Raw genomic sequence first — 16,142 nt, 5'->3', positions numbered from 1 at the left:
CTCCCCCGGCCACGTCGTAGAGGCGCGGGACGAGGTACGAGATGGTGGTCTTGCCCGCGCCGGAGGGACCGACGAAGGCGACGAACTGGCCCGGCTCGACCACCATGCGGTCCGCAGGTCTCGATACGCCGCTCCGCCGCTAGCCGCCCCCGGCCCGAGAGGGCCGCCGCAGGCGCCGCTCCCCGTCGCCCGCCTCCGGCGCCGTGCCTCAGTCGGCCGCCCCCGGCGCCGTGCTCCCCTGGTGGCCGCCCCCGGCGCCACCGCACGACGAAGGCCCGGGTCCTGCGCAGCAGGACCCGGGCCTTCGTTCGTGCACCCTCTTCCCCCCGACGAGCAGTGCTGACGGCCCGCGGGGGTGTCGTGGGCAAGGCGGAGGAGGAGAGCTGTAGCGGAGCTACCGCCGACGACGACAACGCCGCCCACGGCACCCCCGCGGGTCGTCAGCCCTTGGTGGCGCCGGCGAGGAGGCCGCGGACGAAGAACCTCTGGAGGGAGAAGAACACGATGAGCGGCACGATGATCGAGATGAACGCGCCGGCCGTGAGCAGCTCCCACGACTGGCCGTAGGAGCCGGTGAGGTCCTGCAGCGCCTTCGTGATCGGCAGCCCCTGTCCGGAGGTGAAGACCGTCGCGACCAGCAGGTCGTTCCAGACCCAGAGGAACTGGAAGATGCCGAAGGAGGCGATGGCGGGGACCGAGAGCGGGAGCACGATGCGGAAGAAGATCTGGCCGTGTCCGGCGCCGTCCACTCGTGCCGCTTCGATGACCTCGCCGGGGATCTCGGAGATGAAGTTGTGGAGCATGAAGATCGCGAGCGGGAGCGCGAAGATCGTGTGCGCGATCCACACCTTCGCGTAGGAGCCGTCCAACCCGTTCACCCCGAGGCCGGGGAGGATGTAGAGCCCTCCGATGCGCAGGCCGTCCGAGAACAGCTGCAGCAGCGGCACGAGCGCCATCTGGATGGGGACGATCTGGAGCGAGAACACGAGGACGAAGAGCGTGTTGCGGCCCTTGAAGTCGATCCAGGCGAACGCGTAGGCGGCGAGGCTGGCGATCGTGATCGGGATCAGCGCCGCCGGCAGCGTGATGACGAGCGAGTTCACGAACGCCTTGCCCAGGGTCAGGCTGTCGCCGGAGTTGAGCGCGTTCGCGTAGTTGTCGAGGGTGAAGCCGGGGTTGGCGAAGATCGTCCACCAGCCGGTCGTCTTGATGTCGTTCGCGGGGCGGAACGACGAGATGAACAGACCGAGGGTGGGGACGGTCCAGATGACAGCGATGATCAGCGCGGCGAGGGTGGCGCCGCGCGACGTCGTCGCCTTCTTCACCTTGCCGCTGGCCGCCTCGATCCTGGACTCGCCGCGGGCGAGCGCGCGCTCGGTGCTGCGGTCGACCGGAACCTGGATCGGAGTGGGCGTGACGCTCATCGGATCTCCCTCTGCTTGGCGAGCTGGCGGGCGTTGTAGACGACGATCGGGAGCACGAGCAGGAACAGGATGACCGCGAGGGCCGCGCTGTAGCCGCTGCGGGCGCCGAGCTGGAACTGGCGGACCATCTCGAACGCGAGGACCGTGGTGTCGGAGCGGCCGCCGGTCATCGCCGAGACGATGTCGAAGACCTTCAGCGACGCGATCGAGATCGTCGTGAGGACGACCACGATCGAGGAGCGGATGCCGGGGACGGTGACGTTCCAGAAGGACTGCCACGCGCTGGTGCCGTCGAGCGAGGCCGCTTCGAGCTGCTCGGAGGGGACGCCCTTGATGGCGGCCGAGAGCACCGTCATGGCGAATCCGGCCTGGGTCCAGATGAGGACGACGACGAGGAACAGCGTGTTCCACGGCTCGAGTCCCAGCCAGTCGACCGGCGGGGCGCCGAAGGCGGTGAGGATGCCGTTGAGGAGGCCGATCTGCTCGCCCTGGCGCACGTCGTAGAAGAACTTGAAGATGATCGACGCGCCGACGAACGAGATCGCCATCGGCATGAAGACCAGCAGCTTGAAGAACTTCTCGCCGCGGCTCTTGTCGATGAAGACCGCGTAGGCGAGACCGATCGCGGTCGCCGTGATGGGGGCCAGGAGCACCCAGACCACCGTGTTCAGGAAGGCGGTGATGCCGTCGGGGCTGGTGAAGACCCAGACGAAGTTGTCGATGCCGGCGAAACCGGAGCCGTCGTTCTTCATGAACGCGTTGATGGCCGTCGTGATCGTCGGGTAGATCAGGCCGATGAGGATGAAGAAGGCGGCCGGTGCCATGAACGCGATGAGCTGGAGTCCGTAGCCCGCGCCTTTGCGGGACCGGAAGTCGAGCAGGAACAGCGCGCCGCCGATGACGGCGGCCACCACAGCGACCCAGAGGACGGAGTTGTAGAGGCCGAAGACCAGCAGGAGGACGACCGGCAGGACGACCGTGACCGCGAGCCGGAGGACCGTGTAGCCGGTGCCGCGGCGGGGCGCGATCTCGACGAAGAAGAGGATGAGCGCCACCACGGCCGCGAAGGCCAGGAGGATGAGCGGGATCTGCGCGAGCGGCGGGATTCCCGCCAGCCATTGGAAGAACCCCGAGATGGTGATGGGGGACATGGACGCCCTTTCGAGTGCGACTCTGGACTCAGGAGGGGCCCGGCCCCGGGATCCGTGGATCCGGGGGCCGGGCCGTCACAGCTGAACCGCCACTCGGGAGCGGCGGCTCTGCTCCGCTGCTAGGAGGTGTAGCCGGCCTGGATCTCCTCGAGCGCCTGGTCGGTGCTCGTGCCGTCGATCCAGTCGACCATGCCCTTGAAGAAGCTGTCCGAGCCCACTGCCTTCGGCATGAGGTCGGACGCGTCGAAGCGGAACGTGGTGTCCGGGTTCTGGAGGATCGCGATGGAGTCCTTCAGGACGTCGCTGCCCGCGTTGGCCGGGTCGAGACCGGTGTTCGCGGAGATGACGCCGCCGAGGGAGACGCGGCTGTTGGCCCAGTCGGCGCTGGCCAGGTACTCCTGGACCTTCGCGGTGTCCTCGTCGTTCGAGAACGCGGCGACCATCTCGCCACCACCGGTGACGGCCTGGGCGTCGTCGGCCTTGACCGGCGGGGTGAGGAAGGCCCACACGTCGCCGTCCTCGGCCACGTTGGCGCCGGCCGAGGTCAGGAAGCCCTCGAAGAACGAGGCCTGGTGGGTCAGCGCGCAGGTGCCGTTCGCCATGTTCTGGGCGACGTCGCCGAAGGCGGTGGAGTTGATCGACTTCACGTCGCCGTAGCCGGCGTTGACGAGGGTCGGGTCGAGGAGGATCGATCCGACGGAGTCGAACGCGGACTTGATGGCCGGGTCGGTGAAGGGGGTGTCGCCCGCGACCCAGGAGTCGTAGACGTCGGGGCCGGCCTCGCGGAGGACGGCGTCCTCGATCCAGTCGGTTCCGGGCCAGCCGGAGGCCTCACCGGAGTTGAAGCCCGCGCACCAGGACGGTCCGCCGGTCTTCTCGGCGATCGTCTTGCCGAGCGCCTCCATCTCGTCCCACGTCGTGGGAACGGAGACGCCCCACTCCTTGAACTTGGCCGGGGAGTACCAGATGTAGCCCTTGACGGACGCCATCAGCGGCGCGCCGTACTGGGTGCCGTCGACCTGGCCGTACTTCTGCCAGTCCTCGGACCAGTTCTGCTTGACGTTGGCGAGGGCGCCCTCGGGGAGCTCCTGCACCTTGCCGGAGGCGACGGTGTCGGCGAGCAGACCCGGCTGCGGGAAGATCGCGAGGTCGGGGGTGTCGCCACCCTGGACCTTGATGCCGATCTGCTTCTCGAACTCCTTGTCGCCCGTGTACTTGATCTCGATGCCGCTCTCCTTCTCCCAGTCCGCCCAGGACTGCTCGAGAAGGGTGGCCTCGTCGCCGTTGATGGTGCCGTAGACGTTGACGACGCCGTCGGCGGTGCCGACCGTGCCGGCCGAGCTGCCGCCGCCGGCGTTCGGGTCGTTGGGGTCACTGCTGCTGGAGCAGCCCGCGAGTGCGATGCCGGCCGCTGCCAGAACGGCGACCGGGACGGTGATACGGCGGTGCAGGGATGACCGCATTCTTCCTCCTCATTGAGTGGTGGAACCAGCCGAGCAGGCCGCTCCTCGCCGATCGGGATCGGGAGGCTGTGGCGGCTCGAAGCGTGTGCCGCGACGACTCGGATGCTGGTGATGGCGATGCCAGGAGGAACTCCGAGCGGATCACCGGATTCGTGTGGGTGGGCTCCCACGGAGGGAAACCTTTCCACAAGAACGATGAAAGCACAACGCCGGTGATAGAGCGCTCTCTGAGATAACGATTCGGCGTCAGAACAGCGATCGCGGCGGCCGGGCCGGGCGGAGATCGATCTCGGCGCGACGCCCGGCCGCCGGGCGGGGTATAACTTCCTGGAACCGTTTCCAGCATCGAGGCCGGACGGTCGGGAGGAACGCCGTGCCAGGCATCGAAGAGGTGGCCGAGCTCGCAGGAGTGTCGAAGGCGACGGTCTCGCGCGCGCTCAGCGGCCGGGGCTACGTCTCCGCGGGGACGAAGCAGCGCGTCGAGCGCGCCGCGACGAGCCTGGGCTACGTCGTCTCCGCCAACGCCTCCAGCCTCGTCACCGGCCGCAGCAACAACATCGCCGTGATCATCCCGATCATCAACCAGTGGTTCTTCGCCGGGATCATCGAGGGCATCGAGCGCGCCCTGCTCGCCGCCGGCTACGACCTGCTCCTCTACAACATCGACAAGCACCTCGACGCCCGCCGGAGCGTGTTCGAGTACTACCTCGTCCGCAAGCGCGTCGACGCGATCGTCGCCGTCACCCTCGAGATCTCGCCGCACGAGACGGAGGCGCTCCTCGCCCTGGGCAAGCCCATCGTCGGCATCGGCGGCGAGCTCCCCGGCATCCCCACCTTCAGCATCGACGACGTCGCCGCCTCCCGCCTCGCCACGGAGCACCTGCTCTCCCTCGGCCACGAGCGGGTCGTCCACATCGGCGGGCTCGCGGAGGAGGAGATGGACTTCCACGTCCACACGCAGCGCCGCGACGGCTTCCGCCAGGCGCTCGCCGCCGCCGGCCTCGAGCCGGGCGCGCAGGACATCGTGCCCACCACCTTCGACATCCCCGGCGGGCACAGCGCCGGACGGCAGGTCCTCGGCGACCCGCGCACCCGGCCGACGGCGATCTTCGCCGCCTCCGACGAGATCGCGATCGGGATCATCCTCGCGGCGCGCGAGCTCGGGCTCTCGGTGCCCGAGGACGTCTCCGTCATCGGGATCGACGACCACCCCCTCGCCGAGCTCTTCGGTCTCAGCTCGATCCGCCAGGACCCGCGCCAGCAGGGCGAGCTCGCGGTCGCGCTGGTGCTGGACGCGCTGGCCGCCCTCGGTCGCGGCGAGCCCCCTCCCCCGGCCCGCCACACGCTGATCCCCGCCTCGCTGGTGATCCGCACCAGCACCTCGGCGCCGCGGGGAGCGAGAATCGGAGCATGAGCGACTCCGACACCCCCGCCGTCCGCGACGTCCCCGAGCGGTCCCGCTTCGTGATCGAGGTCGGCGGCACCCCGGCCGGCTTCGCCGCGTACACCCGCCAGGGCGACGAGGTGACGCTCACCCACACCGTCGTCGACGACGCGTGGGAGGGCCACGGCCTCGGCAGCATCCTCGCGCGGGCCGCGGTCACCGCGATCACGGAGGCGGGCGGCGCGGTCGTCCCGCGCTGCCCCTTCGTCGCGGCCTGGCTGCGCAAGCACCCCGACGTCGACGCCCGGGTCCGCTGGCCCGAGGACTGACTCACTCCGGGGGCGTCCTGCTCCCGATCTCCTGGAGCGCCCAGGTGTTGCCGTCCGGATCGGCGAAGTACGCGTACTGCACGCCGCCCAGGTCCTGGACCTCGCTGATCTCGAGCGAGCGGCCGACGAGCTCCGCACGAGCGGCGGCGATGTCGTCGACGACGAGGTGGAGGGAGCGGACGACGCCCTCCTCCGGACCGGGGCCCATCCCGCTGCCGACCACGATCGAGCAGGCCGAGCCGGGCGGCGTCAGCTGGACCACGCGCATCGCGGCGGAGGGCCGCACGTCGTGGTCGAGGTGGAAGCCCATCACCTCCGTGTAGAAGGCGACCGCGCGGTCGACGTCGCCGACGGGGAGGGGGACGAGCTCGAGTCGCATCTGCACGCGACCAGTGTGCCGCGCGGCGGAACCGTGCGGGAGGGGGTCAGTCGCGCGGGCCGACGACGAGGCGCTCGTGCATGATCTCGACGGCGCGCTCCAGGACGCGGCGGTCCTCCGGAGTCAGATCGGCGAAGATCGGCGTCAGCGCGTCGCCGAGGTCGGTCCGCCAGGCGTTCAGCGCGTCCGCACCGGCGGGAGCCAGGCGGATCTGCCAGGCGCGCGCGTCGAGGGGATCGGCGATGCGGTCGAGCCAGCCGGTCTCGACGAGGTTCTTCACGATCTTGGTCATCGTGGGCTGCGAGACGCGGCTCTGGGAGGCGAGCTCCCCCAGGCGCATCGGGCCCATCGAGAGGAGCACCGAGAGCGTGCGCCAGACGGCCTGCGACTCCTGGTTGCCGGTCGCCTGGGCGGCGAGGCGGGTGATCCGGTGCGTCACCGAGACGAAGTCGCTCAGGAGCTCGCTGAGCGAGACCTCGCTGGGCGGGACGTCGCGGGCGGGGAGCCCGGCGAGCAGATCGTGAGCAGTCACGCTCCGATCCTAGGGGCGCGCGCCGCCAACGGCCGGGAACGACGAAGGGCGCCGCCTCCGAGGAGACGACGCCCTGCGTCTGCAGGCGTGCCTGCGTCACCCTGACGAGCGACCGACCGGAGCCGGCACCCGCGACGGGTGAGGGGGATTACTTGACGGTGACGGTCGCGCCGGCGCCCTCGAGCTGAGCCTTGGCCTTCTCGGCGGTCTCCTTGTTGACGGCCTCGAGGACCGCCTTGGGGGCACCGTCGACGAGCGCCTTCGCCTCACCGAGGCCGAGGCTGGTGAGGGCGCGCACCTCCTTGATGACCTGGATCTTCTTCTCGCCGGCGGCCTCGAGCACGACGTCGAACTCGGTCTGCTCCTCGACCTCTTCGGCGGGGGCGGCCGGGCCGGCCACACCGGCGGCGGCGACGGGCGCCGCAGCGGTGACCTCGAAGACCTCTTCGAACTTCTTGACGAACTCCGAGAGCTCGATGAGCGTGAGCTCCTTGAAGGCCTCGATGAGCTCGTCCTGCGTGAGCTTTGCCATGATTTTTCTCCTTGTTTTTCTTTGTCTACGAACCGCGCGCGCACTGCTTCCCGGAAGGGGAAGACGTCAGCTCGCGGACTCCTGCTTCTCGCGCAGCGCCTCGACCGTGCGAACGGCCTTCGAGAGCGGAGCGTTGAACAGATATGCGGCGCCGAACAGCGAGGCCTTGAAGGCGCCGGCGAGCTTGCCGAGCAGAACTTCGCGGGACTCGAGGTCGGCGAGCTTGCCCACCTCTTCTGCGGTCAGCGGGTTACCGTCGAAGTAACCGCCCTTGACCACGAGGAGAGGGTTTGCCTTGGCGAAGGCACGCAGCGACTTCGCGACGGCGACAGGGTCGCCGTGCACGAACGCGATGGCCGAGGGGCCAGCGAGCTCGTCGTCGAAGGACGAGATACCGGCGTTGTTCGCCGCGATCTTGGTCAGCGTGTTCTTCACCACGGCGTAGGTTGCGTGCTCACTGATGTCCTTGCGCAGCGTCTTGAGCTGAGCAACAGTGAGACCGCGGTACTCGGTCAGCAGAACGGCCGTCGAGCTCTGGAACTTCTCCGTGAGTTCGGCAACCGAGGCTTCCTTGTTCGCCATGGCTACTCCTGTGAATTCTCGTGCCGGTAGCCCGAAGGCAGGCAAAGAAAAAAGCTCCGGCACAGGGGCGCGGAGCTTCGGGATCGCGGTGAGGCGGAACTGAACTCGTGCACCTGCGCGGGCAATTCGCTTCGCGAATCCTTCGTCCGGTGGCGATCCGCGGGGCCGGGGCCCTGCTCGTGCACACACCGGAAACCGGCGGTCTTTGGCTTCGGGAAGCGTACGTCATCGCGGCGCGCGGGCGCAAGTCGAGGAGGAGGGCCCGCGCGCGGGATGCTGGAGGCATGACCGGCCCGACCCCCGACTCCGCCCGCGACGTCGACTCCGCGATCGCCTCGGTGGAGGGCGAGCTCAGCACCCTCTTCAACCGCGTGCGGGCGGCGATGCGCTCCTACGCCGAGCGGCTCCACCCGGAGCTGACGCCGCTGGGCTACAAGACGATCTCGGCGCTCGAGCGCCGCGGACCCGTGCACTCGGGCGTGCTGGCCGAGCTCCTCGAGATGGACAAGTCGGCGCTCAGCCGCCAGATCACGGCGCTCGACCGCCTCGGCTTCCTCGAGCGCACCCCCGACCCGCAGGACGGCCGCGCCACGATCCTCTCGGTGACTCCGGCGACCGCCGCGCGGCTGCGCGAGATCCGCAGCTCGAACCAGGCGCTGATGCACGAGGAGCTGCGCAGCTGGGCGCTCGCCGACGTCGAGCTCTTCGCCTCTCTCCTGCACAGGATCAACGACCTCGACATCTGACGCTTAGCACCCCGTCCGTTCGGGGACAATCGCCGGACGCCGCCCGCTCGACTGCGTAGTTTCGGAGGCGATGGACCAGCACTCCTCCTCTCTCCTCCCCCACGACGTCGACGGCGCGCTCGGCTTCGCGCGCGGTCTGAGCGCCGACGCGCCCCGGCCCGGCACCGGTCGCACCGCCGAGCTGCACGGTCTCCTCGAGCGCCTGGCTCGGCACGACCTCGGCGTCGCGCGCGCGGTGGAGCCGCACCTCGACGCTCTCGCGATCCTCGGCGAGGCGGAGCTCGACCCGTCCGGACTCGGAGTCGCCGCCGACGCCGCCTGGGGGGTCTTCGCGGCCGAGGGCGGCGGGGATCCTCTGGTCGCCCGCGAGAGCGACGGCGACTGGCTGCTCGACGGAGTGAAGCCCTGGTGCTCGCTGGCCGACCGCCTCGACGCCGCCCTCGTCACCGCCCACGTCGGCGACGCCTCCGGCGAGCGCCGCCTCTTCGCCGTGGCGCTGCGGGACGGGACGGCGACGCCGGAGCAGGACGCCTGGCACGCGCGCGGCCTGACGGAGGTGCCCAGCGGACCGGTCCGCTTCTCCGGCACCCGCGCCGTCCCCGTGGGGGACGCCGGCTGGTACCTCTCGCGGCCCGGCTTCGCCTGGGGCGGCATCGGCGTCGCCGCCTGCTGGCACGGCGGAGCCCTCGGAGTCGCGGCTGCCGTCGCGGCAGCGGCAGCCCGACGCGAGGACCCGCACCTCCTGGCCCACCTCGGAGCGATCGACACGGCGCTCTCCGCGTCGCGCCGGGCGCTGGACGAGGCCGCCGCGGCTGTCGACGCGGGCGAGGCCGACGGCCCCCGCGGCTCACTGCTCGCCAAGCGCGTGCGGGCGAGCGTCGCCGGAGCGGTCGAGGAGATCCTGCTCCGCGCCGGCCGCGCGCTCGGCCCGGCTCCGCTCGCCCTCGACGCCGAGCACGCCAAGCGCGTCGCCGACCTCGCGCTCTACGTCCGCCAGCACCACGCCGAGCGCGACGACGCCGCTCTCGGCCGCGCCGTGCTCGCCTCGGGCGAGGCGGCCTCCTGGTGAGCCGGCCCTTCGACGGGCGCCTCGAGGGCACTCCTCTCGAGCGCTGGACCGCGGACGGCCGCCGCGACCGCCTCCCGGAGCTGACCCTGCCCGACGGGATCCGGCGCGTCCTGGTGGTCGTGGCGCACGCCGACGACGAGACCCTCGGCTGCGGCGGCACCATCGCGCTCGCGCGTCGGCGCGGGATCGCGGTCGACGTCGTCGTCGTGACCGACGGAGCCGCGGCCCACGGGGAGCGGGACGCGGACCTCGCTGCCGAGCGCCGGCGGGAGGCCTCGGACGCCCTGGCGGAGCTCGGCCCCGGCATCGGGCTCGCCTTCCTCGACGTGCCGGACTCGGCGACCCCGGAGCACCACGAGCGCATCGCACGCGAGGTGCGCGAGCGGGCGGCCGGCGCCCCCGGGACCGTCCTGCTCCTCTCCACCTGGACCGGGGACGGGCACCGGGACCACCGCGTGGTCGGCGAGATCTGCGCGGAGGTCGCGCGCGAGCGCGGGCAGCCGCTGCTCGCCGCGCCGATCTGGCTGTGGCACTGGGCGGACCCGGAGGACCCCGAGGTGCCGTGGGGCGATCTCGTGCGCCTGCCGCTCGACGACGAGCTGCTCGAGCGGACCCGCCGCGCCCGCTCCCGCTACCCCAGCCAGACCCGCCCCGCGCCCGACGGGACCGGTCCGGTGCTCCATCCGCTCTTCCTGCGCACCTTCACCGGGGACGACCGGCTGGTGAGGATCGCATGAGCTACTTCGACGAGCTGTACGCCCGCCACGAGGACCCGTGGGGGTACACGAGCCGCTGGTACGAGCAGCGCAAGCGCGCCCTGACCCTCGCGAGCCTGCCGGAGCAGCGCTACGGCTCCGTGCTGGAGATCGGCGCCTCGATCGGCGTGCTGGCCGAGGCGCTGGCCGACCGGGCCGACAGCCTGCTGGCGATCGACGTGTCGAGCGCCGCCGTCGAGCGCGCCGCCCGCCGCCTCGCTCCGCTCGAGCACGTGCGGGTCGAGCACCACGACATCACCCGCGGCGTGCTGGAGGGTCCGTTCGACCTGGTCGTGCTCTCGGAGGTCGGCTACTACCTCGGCGACGCCCTCCCCGGCGTGCTGCGCACCATCCGCGACGCCCTCGCCCCCGCGGGGGAGCTCGTCACCGTGCACTGGCGGCATCCGATCGAGGGGCTCGCTCTGGACGGCGACGCCGTGCAGTCCGCCGTGGCCGAGCTGGGCCTGCACCGCCTCGCCCGCCACGAGGAGGAGGACGTCCTGCTCGAGGTCCACGCCCGCGACTCCCGCTCGGTCGCCCGCCGGACGGGGCTGGTGTGAGCCGGCTCGCGCAGGTGCTGGTCGTCGTGCCCGCGCGCGACGAGGAGGAGCGGATCGGCGGCCTGATCGCCTCCGTCCAGGCCAGTGCGAGCCACCTCGCCCATCGGGCGCCCGGAATCGGGATGCGCCTCGTGGTCGCCGCGGACGGCTGCTCCGACGCGACCGGCGAGCGGGCCCGCGCCGCCGGCGCCGAGGTGCTGGAGCTCGCCCGCTGCGGAGTCGGCGCCGCCCGCTCCGCCGGGATCGCGCACGCCCTCTCCTCCGTCACCGCTCCGCTCGAGCAGGTGTGGATCGCCAACACCGACGCCGACACCGTGGTCCCCCGCGACTGGCTGGCCGCCCACGTCGAGCACTCCCGACGGCACGACGCGCTGCTCGGCACGGTCCGGCCCGACCCGGCCGACCTCTCCCCCGGTGCCTACTCGCGCTGGCGAGACGTCCGCGCGCGGGAGGAGTCGATCGGCAGCATCCACGGCGCGAACCTCGGCGTCCGCGCGAGCGCATACCTCGCGGCGGGCGGCTTCGGCCGGGAGCCGCTGCACGAGGACGTCCTGCTCGTCGAGCGGCTGCGCGCGAGCGGCGCCCGGGTCGGAGCGACGGACCGCGGCGAGGTGGTCACCTCCGGCCGCCGCGACAACCGGGTCGAGGGCGGCTACGGCCGCTACCTCCACGCCCGCTTCCCGGCCGAGACGTCTCCGGCCTGCGGCTGAATCGGGTACACGCGCACGCGGAACACGATGCGAGGGGTCCCTGTCAATGGTCGGGCCGTGGTTTGTCACGGATTGCGCAGGAGAGTCAAATGGGTGTCGAGCACGACCCGGTGCTCTCCGATGGAAGGGTCACTGCATGAATCCCCGCCTCGTCCTGCTGGCACTGGTCGCCTTCACCGCCTACGTGTTCGGCTCCCGCGCCGGCCGTGGCCGCTACGAAGAGCTGCGCCACCTCGCACTCGGCGTGTGGAACGACCCGGCCACGAAGAAGACCCGCAAGAAGCTCAAGAAGACCTCCAAGCGCGAGGCCAAGCAGCTCACCGCCATCGCGAGCAAGGCCCGCGACAAGGTGCAGCGCCGCCTCCGCTGACCCCCGCTTCCACGACTCACAGGACACCGGCCCGCCGGTGTCTCCGCTCGCATCGGAACGGCCGATCGAGCACGAACTGAAGGAGAAACATCATGGGCATCATCAGCTGGATCATCCTCGGCCTCATCGCCGGGGCGCTCGCCAAGCTCATCCTCCCGGGCAAGCAGGGCGGCGGATGGATCATCACGATCGTCCTCGGCATCGTGGGCGCGCTGCTCGGCGGCTTCCTCAGCACGCTGTTCGGCATCCAGGACGCCGTCAACGGCATCAACATCGTGAGCATCATCGTCTCCGTCGTCGGTGCGATCGTCGTCCTCCTCATCTACGGCGCGATCACCGGCCGCAAGTCCCGCGCGTAAGTCGCGCTCCCCGAAGACCCCCGGCATCCGTGCCGGGGGTCTTCGGCGTTCCCGGGAGGGCACACCTGTGGTCGGGGGATCCGACTCCTCCTCCGCGGGGAAGCTGGATGTCCGCCGAGCGCGCAAGGGGTTGATGCTGGGAGCCGCAGGCGATGGACTGGAGGCACGACGGCGCGGCTCCACTGCGCCCTCGCCCCGACGAAAGGACGTACTCGCTCATGAGCGACGACACCGCAACGGTCCCCACGATCACCCTGAACAACGGCGTGGAGATCCCGCAGCTGGGCTTCGGCGTGTTCCAGATCGACCCGGCCGAGACCAAGGACGCGACCCTGGCGGCCCTGGAGGTCGGCTACCGCCACATCGACACCGCCGAGATGTACGGCAACGAGGCGGGCGTCGGCGAGGCCGTCCGCGCCTCCGGCCTCGACCGCTCCGAGGTCTTCGTGACCAGCAAGCTCAACAACGGCTTCCACGCCCGCGAGGACGCTCTCGCCGCGATCGACGTCACCCTCGGCGAGCTGCAGTTCGACTACGTCGACCTGTTCCTCATCCACTGGCCGCTCCCGAACGTGGGCGACTACCTGGAGACCTGGAAGGCGATGGAGGAGATCTACCGCAGCGGCAAGGCGAAGGCGATCGGCGTCTCCAACTTCCAGACCAACCACCTCAACCGGCTCCGCGCCGAGGCGACCATCGTCCCGGCCGTGAACCAGATCGAGGTGCACCCCTACCTCGTGCAGCAGGAGCTCCGCGCCTACGGCACCGAGCACGGCATCGCGACCGAGGCGTGGTCGCCGATCGCGCAGGGCCTCGTCCTCGACGACGACACCATCACCCGCATCGCGCGCAACGTCGACCGCAGCCCGGCGCAGGTCGTGCTCCGCTGGCACATCCAGCGCGGCGACATCGTCTTCCCGAAGTCGGTCACCCGCAAGCGCGTGGAGGAGAACTTCGCCCTCTTCGACTTCGAGCTCGACGACGAGGCGATGACCGACATCACGGCGCTCGACCGCGGCCACCGCACCGGCCCCGACCCCGACACCTTCAACTACATCCCGAGCTGATCCTCGGCTCCACGGAGCGCGCCCGGCCTGCAGTCGTCCTGCGGACCGGGCGCGCTCGTGCGTGGGGCGGCGAGCCGAGCCGCGCACGAACAGGCGGGTCTCGAGACGCCGCGCTGCCGCTCCTCGACCGGCACGGTCACGGGCCGACCGCACCCCTGCTGATCGAGGAGCGGGCGCAGCCCGCGTATCGGGATCCACCCCACCGACGAGCAGCGCGGATCCCGATGCGCCGGGCCCGCGGGTCAGCCCTGCTGCGAGTCGCGCCAGGAGTGCTCGGGGGCGTAGCCGAGGACCTCGCGGGCGTGGTCGATCGAGAGCAGGGTGCCGGTTGTCCCGAGGTCGCCGCGCAGCTCGACGCCGGGGAACACCTCGGCCACCAGCTCGGCGTTGGGGCGCGTCATCACGGTGTCGGCCGCGGCGATGATGAAGCGGTCGAACCCGGTCGTCTCGGCGAGCAGCGCCTTCTCGACCGCCTGCGCTCCGTCGCGTCCGTCGATGTAGCCCCAGAGGTTCCACTTGCGCAGCAGCGCGTCGGAGTCGAACGACGGGAACTCGGCGTAGTCGTCCTCGTCCATGACGTTCGAGAAGCGCAGGCCCGTGATCTTCAGGTCCGGGTGCCAGCGGCACAGCTCGATCGCCATCTGCTCCTCGAGGTGCTTGGTGAGCGAGTAGACCGACTCCGGGCGCGCCGGGTACTGCTCGTCGACCGGGATGTAGGGCGGCGGGACGTCGAAGGGCAGGCCCAGCACGGTCTCGCTGGAGGCGTAGACGACGTTGCGGATGCCGGCACGGATCGCTCCGTGGAACGCGTTGAACGTCGCGATCATGTTGTTGTGGAACGTGGCGACGTCGGGCACGAGGCCCGGCGCGGGGATCGCGGCGAGGTGCACGAGCGCGTCGATGCCCTCGTACTGGTCGTTCACCGACTGCAGCGCGTCCACGACCTGGCCGTAGTCGGCGATGTCGATGCGGACGAAGCCCGCGCCGCGGTCCCCCGCACGGTCCAGATTGAAGACCTCGTGCCCGGAAGCGCGGAGGCGGGTGACGACGTGGCGGCCGAGCTTGCCGGATCCACCGGTGACTGCGATTCTCATGCTCGAACGCTAACGGGCCCGCGGCGGGGGCGGCGAGGGGTGGCGGATCAGCTCCGCGAGTGGAGCGAGATCGCGCCGCCGACCTCGGGCGTCGTCTCGTCGGCGACGAGCTCCGTCCAGCGGCGGAGCACGGCGGCGCCGGCCGCGTCGTTCACGGCTCCGTCGACGACGAGGACCGGGTAGGGCTTCTCGGGCACGCCCTCTGCGGGCCGCACGTCGACGTGGGCGACGTCGTAGGCGTGCTCGAACAGCCAGTCGGCCATCGCGTAGTCGCTCCGGGAGTCGCCGACCGTGCGCCAGCGCTGCGGGATCGCGCCGGTCGCTCCGAGCAGCTCCACGGCGCGCTGGGCGCCGAGGTCCTTGCCGAGCCGGTTCGACTCGATGTCGGTCGAGATGACGGTCGGGTCGATGCGGAAGTCGACCGTCCCCTCCTCGTTCGGGTACCGGATGCCGCGGCGCTCGACTCCCAGGCCCGCGGCGGTCATGATCTGCAGGGCGTCGGCGTCGAAGACGAGCTGGCGCTCGAGGTAGTCCTCGCTCGGCAGGTCGACCAGCTGCTCGGCCGAGACCATGGCGCGCTTGGTCTCGTCGAAGAAGACCAGGTCGTCGTAGTCGGAGCGGATCATCCGCTCGAGGTCGCGGGCCACCGGCTCGGGGATCGCGAGCGACTCGTCGACGATCGGCTCCGAGGTGCCGCGGTAGTCGACGGTGAACCAGACGGCGCCCTTCTCGCAGACGCAGACGATGCGGGCCTCGGCCGAGACGCCGCGCTCGAGGAGCGCGGGCAGGACCCGCTCGCGCAGGAACGCGTCGGAGCGGCCCGTGTTGAACACGATCGGGATGCCGGCGTTGGCCAGGGTGACGAGGTCGTCGGCGATCTCGGGGATCGAGATCGTGCGCGTGACGGGGCTCGCGATGGGCCCGTCGACGTCGAGGAGCAGGCCGAGCGGAGGGGGTGTGGAGGTCATCGTGTCCCATTCTGCCGTGCCGGGGCCGCTCGACGCCTCCGTGACCGCCTCCGCGCGGGCGGAGCGGTTCAGGAGGCGGGGACGACGAGGGTGCGCTGGGCGGTGGTGCCGTCGGGGGCGAGGACGGCGAGGGTGATCAGGGTCTCGGAGTCGCGGCAGTCGGCGGTGACGGCGGCGTAGCCGGACTCCACGAGGTCGACGGGCTCGCCCGCGCTCGCGTCGGTGGTGCCGACGGCCAGGCGGGCGGTGGCGCCTCCGCTCGTCTCCCACGACAGGGCGAGCGGGACGGAGGCGGTGCGGTCGCCCTCGCAGTCGAGGGAGGCGGGGGTGGAGGCGAAGGAGACGATGGCGGGAGGAGCGTCGGATCCGGTGCCCGGCTCGGTGCCGGACGGAGCGGCGGAGGCCGTCGATGCTGGGGCGGCTGCGCCGTCGGCCGCCTCCGCGGAGCCGGGAGCGGCGGACGTCGCCGGAGCGGTCCCGGACGGCGCCGAGGACGGGCCCGCGGACGCCGTGGCTGCGCCGGGCGCTCCCCCGCCGGCGGGCCGGACGAGCAGCACGATCGCGAGGACGACGGCGACGAGTCCGAGGGCGGCGAGGACGATGCCGGTGGTGCGGGCGGGGCGGGACGGCATCGGTCCTCCTGGGACGAGACGGGACGGGCGGAAGAG

20 protein-coding genes and 1 pseudogene are annotated in these 16,142 nt (G+C 71.2%); 10 read left to right on the top strand and 11 right to left on the bottom strand.

Annotated elements, in window-relative coordinates:
- From C5C10_RS16725 to C5C10_RS16710, 4 genes and pseudogenes are all read right to left on the bottom strand, one after another.
- Positions 1 to 100 (bottom strand): annotated as a pseudogene (locus tag C5C10_RS16725) (ATP-binding cassette domain-containing protein); the annotation flags it as partial.
- Between the two features lie 340 nt (positions 101 to 440).
- Positions 441 to 1,424 (bottom strand): carbohydrate ABC transporter permease, encoded by a 984-nt coding sequence (locus C5C10_RS16720; protein ID WP_104224339.1) that lies wholly within the window; start codon positions 1,422 to 1,424, stop codon positions 441 to 443.
- Positions 1,421 to 2,575 (bottom strand): carbohydrate ABC transporter permease, encoded by a 1,155-nt coding sequence (locus C5C10_RS16715; protein WP_181027270.1) that lies wholly within the window; start codon positions 2,573 to 2,575, stop codon positions 1,421 to 1,423. The genes C5C10_RS16720 and C5C10_RS16715 overlap by 4 nt, the downstream gene beginning before the upstream one ends.
- A 119-nt stretch (positions 2,576 to 2,694) precedes the next feature.
- Positions 2,695 to 4,038: an ABC transporter substrate-binding protein gene (locus C5C10_RS16710; protein ID WP_104227181.1), complete on the bottom strand. Its 1,344-nt coding sequence runs from the start codon at positions 4,036 to 4,038 to the stop codon at positions 2,695 to 2,697.
- A gap of 373 nt (positions 4,039 to 4,411) precedes the next feature.
- Here C5C10_RS16710 and C5C10_RS16705 point away from each other — a divergent pair, with 373 nt between their 5' ends.
- Both C5C10_RS16705 and C5C10_RS16700 read left to right on the top strand, forming a co-directional pair.
- Positions 4,412 to 5,452: a LacI family DNA-binding transcriptional regulator gene (locus tag C5C10_RS16705; RefSeq protein WP_104224337.1), complete on the top strand. Its 1,041-nt coding sequence runs from the start codon at positions 4,412 to 4,414 to the stop codon at positions 5,450 to 5,452.
- Entirely contained in the window at positions 5,449 to 5,751 is a 303-nt protein-coding gene (locus C5C10_RS16700) for a GNAT family N-acetyltransferase (RefSeq protein WP_104329822.1), read from the top strand. The genes C5C10_RS16705 and C5C10_RS16700 overlap by 4 nt, the downstream gene beginning before the upstream one ends.
- A 1-nt stretch (position 5,752) precedes the next feature.
- Here C5C10_RS16700 and C5C10_RS16695 read toward each other — a convergent pair whose 3' ends face one another.
- The 4 genes from C5C10_RS16695 to rplJ all read right to left on the bottom strand — a co-directional run bounded on the left by C5C10_RS16695 (position 5,753) and on the right by rplJ (position 7,776).
- Positions 5,753 to 6,136, bottom strand: coding sequence for a VOC family protein (locus C5C10_RS16695; RefSeq protein WP_181027271.1), 384 nt, complete (start codon positions 6,134 to 6,136; stop codon positions 5,753 to 5,755).
- Between the two features lie 40 nt (positions 6,137 to 6,176).
- Positions 6,177 to 6,662 carry a MarR family winged helix-turn-helix transcriptional regulator gene (locus C5C10_RS16690; RefSeq protein WP_244229591.1) on the bottom strand — a complete coding sequence of 162 codons (486 nt, stop codon included), beginning with the start codon at positions 6,660 to 6,662 and terminating at the stop codon, positions 6,177 to 6,179.
- 148 nt (positions 6,663 to 6,810) lie between these two features.
- Complete coding sequence (gene rplL / locus C5C10_RS16685; protein WP_104224335.1) at positions 6,811 to 7,194, bottom strand: 50S ribosomal protein L7/L12; 384 nt, start codon at positions 7,192 to 7,194, stop codon at positions 6,811 to 6,813.
- A gap of 66 nt (positions 7,195 to 7,260) precedes the next feature.
- Positions 7,261 to 7,776, bottom strand: coding sequence for a 50S ribosomal protein L10 (rplJ, locus tag C5C10_RS16680; RefSeq protein ID WP_055791018.1), 516 nt, complete (start codon positions 7,774 to 7,776; stop codon positions 7,261 to 7,263).
- Positions 7,777 to 8,060: 284 nt separating this feature from the next.
- Here rplJ and C5C10_RS16675 point away from each other — a divergent pair, with 284 nt between their 5' ends.
- The 8 genes from C5C10_RS16675 (at position 8,061) to C5C10_RS16640 (ending at position 13,412) form a co-directional block, all read left to right on the top strand.
- The gene (locus C5C10_RS16675; protein WP_104224334.1) at positions 8,061 to 8,522 is read left to right on the top strand and encodes a MarR family winged helix-turn-helix transcriptional regulator; all 462 of its coding nucleotides are present in this window, start codon (positions 8,061 to 8,063) and stop codon (positions 8,520 to 8,522) included.
- Positions 8,523 to 8,592: 70 nt separating this feature from the next.
- Complete coding sequence (locus C5C10_RS16670; protein WP_219813281.1) at positions 8,593 to 9,591, top strand: acyl-CoA dehydrogenase; 999 nt, start codon at positions 8,593 to 8,595, stop codon at positions 9,589 to 9,591.
- The gene (locus C5C10_RS16665) at positions 9,588 to 10,328 is read left to right on the top strand and encodes a PIG-L deacetylase family protein (RefSeq protein ID WP_160033802.1); all 741 of its coding nucleotides are present in this window, start codon (positions 9,588 to 9,590) and stop codon (positions 10,326 to 10,328) included. Before C5C10_RS16670 ends, C5C10_RS16665 begins: the two co-directional genes overlap by 4 nt.
- Entirely contained in the window at positions 10,325 to 10,906 is a 582-nt protein-coding gene (locus C5C10_RS16660) for a class I SAM-dependent methyltransferase (protein WP_104329821.1), read from the top strand. Before C5C10_RS16665 ends, C5C10_RS16660 begins: the two co-directional genes overlap by 4 nt.
- Positions 10,903 to 11,616 carry a glycosyltransferase family 2 protein gene (locus C5C10_RS16655; RefSeq protein WP_104329820.1) on the top strand — a complete coding sequence of 238 codons (714 nt, stop codon included), beginning with the start codon at positions 10,903 to 10,905 and terminating at the stop codon, positions 11,614 to 11,616. The genes C5C10_RS16660 and C5C10_RS16655 overlap by 4 nt, the downstream gene beginning before the upstream one ends.
- Positions 11,617 to 11,752: 136 nt before the next feature.
- The gene (locus tag C5C10_RS16650; RefSeq protein WP_104227476.1) at positions 11,753 to 11,986 is read left to right on the top strand and encodes a hypothetical protein; all 234 of its coding nucleotides are present in this window, start codon (positions 11,753 to 11,755) and stop codon (positions 11,984 to 11,986) included.
- A 92-nt stretch (positions 11,987 to 12,078) separates the two neighbouring features.
- A complete protein-coding gene (locus tag C5C10_RS16645) occupies positions 12,079 to 12,345 on the top strand; it encodes a GlsB/YeaQ/YmgE family stress response membrane protein (RefSeq protein WP_068255196.1) in 267 nt (88 codons plus the stop codon).
- A gap of 218 nt (positions 12,346 to 12,563) precedes the next feature.
- The gene (locus C5C10_RS16640) at positions 12,564 to 13,412 is read left to right on the top strand and encodes an aldo/keto reductase (protein ID WP_104248244.1); all 849 of its coding nucleotides are present in this window, start codon (positions 12,564 to 12,566) and stop codon (positions 13,410 to 13,412) included.
- Between the two features lie 242 nt (positions 13,413 to 13,654).
- Here the strand turns inward: C5C10_RS16640 and C5C10_RS16635 are convergent, their stop codons facing one another.
- The 3 genes from C5C10_RS16635 to C5C10_RS16625 all read right to left on the bottom strand — a co-directional run bounded on the left by C5C10_RS16635 (position 13,655) and on the right by C5C10_RS16625 (position 16,106).
- Entirely contained in the window at positions 13,655 to 14,506 is an 852-nt protein-coding gene (locus tag C5C10_RS16635) for an NAD(P)-dependent oxidoreductase (protein WP_104329819.1), read from the bottom strand.
- A gap of 47 nt (positions 14,507 to 14,553) precedes the next feature.
- On the bottom strand, positions 14,554 to 15,474 hold the full coding sequence (locus tag C5C10_RS16630) for a hypothetical protein (protein WP_104329818.1): 921 nt from the start codon (positions 15,472 to 15,474) through the stop codon (positions 14,554 to 14,556).
- 68 nt (positions 15,475 to 15,542) lie between these two features.
- Positions 15,543 to 16,106: a hypothetical protein gene (locus C5C10_RS16625; RefSeq protein WP_104329817.1), complete on the bottom strand. Its 564-nt coding sequence runs from the start codon at positions 16,104 to 16,106 to the stop codon at positions 15,543 to 15,545.
- Positions 16,107 to 16,142: the final 36 nt, after the last annotated feature.

It is taken from the genome of Rathayibacter sp. AY1A3 (assembly GCF_002930975.1).
Classification (GTDB): Bacteria; Actinomycetota; Actinomycetes; order Actinomycetales; family Microbacteriaceae; genus Rathayibacter.
This window is presented reverse-complemented; position numbering and strand designations above follow the sequence as displayed.

Coding starts and splice junctions, on each gene's coding strand:
- C5C10_RS16720 (WP_104224339.1), bottom strand. CDS start 1,424: ATGAGCGTCACGCCCACTCCGATCCAGGTTCCGGTCGACCGCAGCACC.
- C5C10_RS16715 (WP_181027270.1), bottom strand. CDS start 2,575: ATGTCCCCCATCACCATCTCGGGGTTCTTCCAATGGCTGGCGGGAATC.
- C5C10_RS16710 (WP_104227181.1), bottom strand. CDS start 4,038: ATGCGGTCATCCCTGCACCGCCGTATCACCGTCCCGGTCGCCGTTCTG.
- C5C10_RS16700 (WP_104329822.1), top strand. CDS start 5,449: ATGAGCGACTCCGACACCCCCGCCGTCCGCGACGTCCCCGAGCGGTCC.
- rplL (WP_104224335.1), bottom strand. CDS start 7,194: ATGGCAAAGCTCACGCAGGACGAGCTCATCGAGGCCTTCAAGGAGCTC.
- rplJ (WP_055791018.1), bottom strand. CDS start 7,776: ATGGCGAACAAGGAAGCCTCGGTTGCCGAACTCACGGAGAAGTTCCAG.
- C5C10_RS16675 (WP_104224334.1), top strand. CDS start 8,061: ATGACCGGCCCGACCCCCGACTCCGCCCGCGACGTCGACTCCGCGATC.
- C5C10_RS16670 (WP_219813281.1), top strand. CDS start 8,593: ATGGACCAGCACTCCTCCTCTCTCCTCCCCCACGACGTCGACGGCGCG.
- C5C10_RS16660 (WP_104329821.1), top strand. CDS start 10,325: ATGAGCTACTTCGACGAGCTGTACGCCCGCCACGAGGACCCGTGGGGG.
- C5C10_RS16650 (WP_104227476.1), top strand. CDS start 11,753: ATGAATCCCCGCCTCGTCCTGCTGGCACTGGTCGCCTTCACCGCCTAC.
- C5C10_RS16645 (WP_068255196.1), top strand. CDS start 12,079: ATGGGCATCATCAGCTGGATCATCCTCGGCCTCATCGCCGGGGCGCTC.
- C5C10_RS16640 (WP_104248244.1), top strand. CDS start 12,564: ATGAGCGACGACACCGCAACGGTCCCCACGATCACCCTGAACAACGGC.
- C5C10_RS16635 (WP_104329819.1), bottom strand. CDS start 14,506: ATGAGAATCGCAGTCACCGGTGGATCCGGCAAGCTCGGCCGCCACGTC.
- C5C10_RS16630 (WP_104329818.1), bottom strand. CDS start 15,474: ATGACCTCCACACCCCCTCCGCTCGGCCTGCTCCTCGACGTCGACGGG.
- C5C10_RS16625 (WP_104329817.1), bottom strand. CDS start 16,106: ATGCCGTCCCGCCCCGCCCGCACCACCGGCATCGTCCTCGCCGCCCTC.